The organism is Pseudomonas sp. 34 E 7 (genome assembly GCF_900005715.1).
Taxonomy (GTDB): Bacteria; Pseudomonadota; Gammaproteobacteria; order Pseudomonadales; family Pseudomonadaceae; genus Aquipseudomonas; species Aquipseudomonas orientalis_A.
This window is the reverse complement of record NZ_CVTX01000035.1, coordinates 1-3,112: the sequence shown is the minus strand read 5'-3', so window position 1 is coordinate 3,112 and position 3,112 is coordinate 1. Positions and strand designations below refer to the sequence as shown.

General features: G+C 67.0%; 6 protein-coding genes and 1 pseudogene. All 7 read left to right on the top strand.

Features of this window, described 5'->3' with window-relative positions:
* Positions 1-309, top strand: a 309-nt coding sequence (locus tag BFP96_RS01100) for a type II secretion system F family protein (RefSeq protein ID WP_170875967.1), incomplete at its 5' end; no start/stop codon positions are given.
* Between the two features lie 20 nt (positions 310-329).
* Complete coding sequence (gene gspG, locus BFP96_RS01095; protein WP_083203132.1) at positions 330-755, top strand: type II secretion system major pseudopilin GspG; 426 nt, start codon at positions 330-332, stop codon at positions 753-755.
* Between the two features lie 9 nt (positions 756-764).
* Positions 765-1,196: a type II secretion system protein gene (locus BFP96_RS01090; protein WP_065895707.1), complete on the top strand. Its 432-nt coding sequence runs from the start codon at positions 765-767 to the stop codon at positions 1,194-1,196.
* Positions 1,193-1,555: a type II secretion system protein gene (locus tag BFP96_RS01085; RefSeq protein WP_065892509.1), complete on the top strand. Its 363-nt coding sequence runs from the start codon at positions 1,193-1,195 to the stop codon at positions 1,553-1,555. Before BFP96_RS01090 ends, BFP96_RS01085 begins: the two co-directional genes overlap by 4 nt.
* Positions 1,552-2,181, top strand: coding sequence for a prepilin-type N-terminal cleavage/methylation domain-containing protein (locus tag BFP96_RS01080; protein WP_065935417.1), 630 nt, complete (start codon positions 1,552-1,554; stop codon positions 2,179-2,181). The genes BFP96_RS01085 and BFP96_RS01080 overlap by 4 nt, the downstream gene beginning before the upstream one ends.
* A complete protein-coding gene (locus BFP96_RS01075) occupies positions 2,178-2,903 on the top strand; it encodes a general secretion pathway protein GspK (RefSeq protein ID WP_065935416.1) in 726 nt (241 codons plus the stop codon). The genes BFP96_RS01080 and BFP96_RS01075 overlap by 4 nt, the downstream gene beginning before the upstream one ends.
* A pseudogene (locus BFP96_RS01070) lies at positions 2,900-3,112 on the top strand (type II secretion system protein GspL); the annotation flags it as partial. The gene BFP96_RS01075 and the pseudogene BFP96_RS01070, both read left to right, overlap by 4 nt.

The window sequence follows — 3,112 nt, the reverse complement described above, 5'->3', positions numbered from 1 at the left end:
GCGCTGCAAGCGCAAGTCGCCCAGGCCGCCGAATCCGTCAAGGGCGGCGGCACCCTGGCCAGTGCCTTCGGCGCGCAGCCGCTGCTGCCCGACCTGGCGCTGCAAATGATTGAAGTCGGCGAACAGGCCGGCGAACTCGACAGCATGCTGCTCAAGGTCGCCGATGTGTTCGACGTTGAAGCCAAGCGCGGCATCGACCGCCTGCTCGCCGCGCTGGTGCCGTCGCTGACCGTGGTCATGGCGGTGCTGGTGGCAGTGATCATGCTCGCGATCATGCTGCCGCTGATGAGCCTGACCAGCAATATATGAACCCTCAAGGACCCTTACCCATGCGCCAAAACCGATTCAAGCCCGCCCGCCGCCAGGGCGGTTTTACCCTGCTGGAAATGCTCGCCGTGATCGTGCTGCTGGGCATCGTCGCGACCATCGTTGTGCGCCAGGTTGGCGGTAACGTGGACAAGGGCAAGTACGGCGCCGGCAAGGCGCAACTGGCCAGCCTGAGCATGAAAATCGAAAGCTACGGCCTGGACGTCGGCTCGCCGCCCAAGTCCCTGCAGCAACTGGTCGACAAGCCGGGTAACAGCGCCGGCTGGGCCGGCCCGTATGCCAAGCCGTCGGACCTCAAGGACCCGTTCGGCCATGCCTTCGGCTATCGCTTCCCCGGTGAGCACGGCGCGTTCGACCTGATTTTCTACGGTCAGGACGGCCAGCCCGGCGGCGAAGGCTACAGCGCCGACCTGGGCAACTGGGAATAACGGCTGAACATGGCCAACGCCCAACGTGGTTTTACCTTGCTGGAGATGCTGGTGGTGATCGTCTTGATCAGCATCGCGGCCGGCTTGGTGGGTTTTGGCCTGCAACAAGGCCTGCGCGCCGCCAAGGAGCGCCAGGCGGTCGGGCAGATGGTCGAGGCGTTGCGCAGCACGCGGGCGCGGGCGATTGTCAGCGGCACCCCGCAAAGCACGTCGTTCGACTTGCGCAGCCTCAGCTTCCAGGCCCCGGGCCGCCCGAAAAAACACTGGCCGGCCGACCTGCAAGTCACCTTGCACACCGCCGAACATGCAGGCTCGGCGGTGGAGTTCTACCCCGATGGCAGTTCCACCGGCGGCAACCTGTTGTTGGCCAATGGCAGCCGGCGCTGGCGCATCGATATTGGCTGGCTGACCGGCAGCGTGCAGTCCAGGGCGCTGCCATGAAGCGGCAAGCCGGGTTCACCCTGCTGGAAATGCTCGCCGCGCTGACGCTCATGGCGATCTGCAGCACGGTGCTGCTGGTCGCCTTCGGCCAGAGTGCGCGCTCGTTGTTGCACGTCGCCCACAGCGATCGCCTGAGCCATGCTGCCGTCAGCGTGATGGACCAGGAAGCAGCAGGTCCCCTGGCCAATGGCGTGCGCCAAGGCGATCTGGACGGCATCGCCTGGCAACTGCGCATCGCCCAACAGCCCACGCGGATCGGCCAGCCGCAGTTGTTTCGCCTCGACCTGACGGTCAGCGAGGGGCCGCGCCACGCCAGTTTCAGCACCTTGAAACTGCGTGCGGCAGGGGCCGGTTTGTGACGCGCCGTCAGCAGGGCTTCACCCTGCTCGAAATCATGATCGTGCTGAGCCTGCTCGGCGTGTTACTGACTCTGGTCGGTGGCGCGCTGCTGGGGGCCAATCGCGCGGTGCTCAAGGCGCAGCGCTACACGGTCGGCCTGGATGAAATGCGGGCTGCGCAGCAGTTTTTGCGCACGGCGATCAGCGAGGCGCTGCCCCTGGACGTGACCGAGGACGACAGCCAGACCGACGGGTTTTTCGCCGGCAGCCCACAGCGCATGCAGTTTGTCGCGACCCTGCCGGGCGTGCTCGGTGGCGGGATTCAGCGCTTCACCCTGCAGTTGACCGGCGCCGAGGCGCAGCGCGATTTGCAGGTGGCGTTCGCGCGGTTTGAGCCTCAAGCGCAGGTCAGCGTGCCGGCGTCGCGCAGTGAGCCACAGGTGTTATTGAAAGGGGTCGAAGATCTGCAGTTCAGCTATCGCGGCGTGTCGCCCAAGGGCAACGCCACCGGCTGGATCAGCGAGTGGCCGTGGACCCGGCGTTTGCCCTCGGCGGTGCGGATTGCGGCGCGCGTCAATGGGCCGGTGCCCTGGGTCACCCAGGTGATCGCGCTGCGCTTGAACCTGTCGAGTGGGGGCCCCGAATGATCCGGCATCAGCGCGGTGTCGCGCTGCTGCTGGTGCTGTGGGTGCTGGCGTTGCTCAGCCTGCTGCTCGGCGGCCTGGCCGGCTGGGTGCAACTGGAAATCCGCCAGGCGGCGTGGCACCGCCAGCACACCCAGGCGGTGTTGGCCGCCGAGGCGGGCGTGGCGCTGGCGCTGCAGGGCCTGGCCGACCCGTTGCAGCGCAAACAGTGGATCGCCGATGGGCGTGAAATCCCGTTGGTGTTCGATGATGCACAGTTGCACGTCAGCCTGCGCAGCGAGCGCGGCAAGTTGTACTTGAACAGCGCCGAGGTCGGCGATTTCGCGCGGCTGGCCCTGGCCTGCGGTGCGACCCAGGCCCAGGCCGGCCAACTCGCCAAGGACCTCGAGGTACGACGCCACCAGGGCCTGGCGCCGTTCAGGGTCATAGAAGAAGTGCGGCAATTGCCGGGCATGACCCAGGCGCTGTACAGCGCGCTGGTTCCCGAGATCAGCCTGTGGAGTGGCCTGGACCGGCCCGATCCGGCCTTCGCCAGCACGCTGATGCGCCGCGCCTTGAACCTGCCGCACCTGAGTGCGGTGGGCGCCGACCCCGGTGAGGTGCTGGTGATCGACAGCCGCGCGCAACGCCCCGGCGGCTACCACGCCCAGTTGCAAGCCACCGTGTTATTGAGCCCCGCGCAAGGCAGCGCACAACCTTATCGAGTCTTACGTTGGCAAGAATGAACGAACCCTTATCCGCACGGCTGCACCTGCTGACGGAGCCCATCACCCAGCGCTGGCGCGGCAGCCTGTTGCAAATGGGCTGGCGGCTGTGGCTCAAGGAGCTGCGTGGCTGCCTGCCGGCCTGGCTGTCGCTGCAGGACATCCCCGAGCATGTGTACCCATGGCCGCTGACCGCGCCCGTGTCGCCCGTGGCCGGCGAGGCGCGCCAG

Coding starts and splice junctions, on each gene's coding strand:
- gspG (WP_083203132.1), top strand. CDS start 330: ATGCGCCAAAACCGATTCAAGCCCGCCCGCCGCCAGGGCGGTTTTACC.
- BFP96_RS01090 (WP_065895707.1), top strand. CDS start 765: ATGGCCAACGCCCAACGTGGTTTTACCTTGCTGGAGATGCTGGTGGTG.
- BFP96_RS01085 (WP_065892509.1), top strand. CDS start 1,193: ATGAAGCGGCAAGCCGGGTTCACCCTGCTGGAAATGCTCGCCGCGCTG.
- BFP96_RS01075 (WP_065935416.1), top strand. CDS start 2,178: ATGATCCGGCATCAGCGCGGTGTCGCGCTGCTGCTGGTGCTGTGGGTG.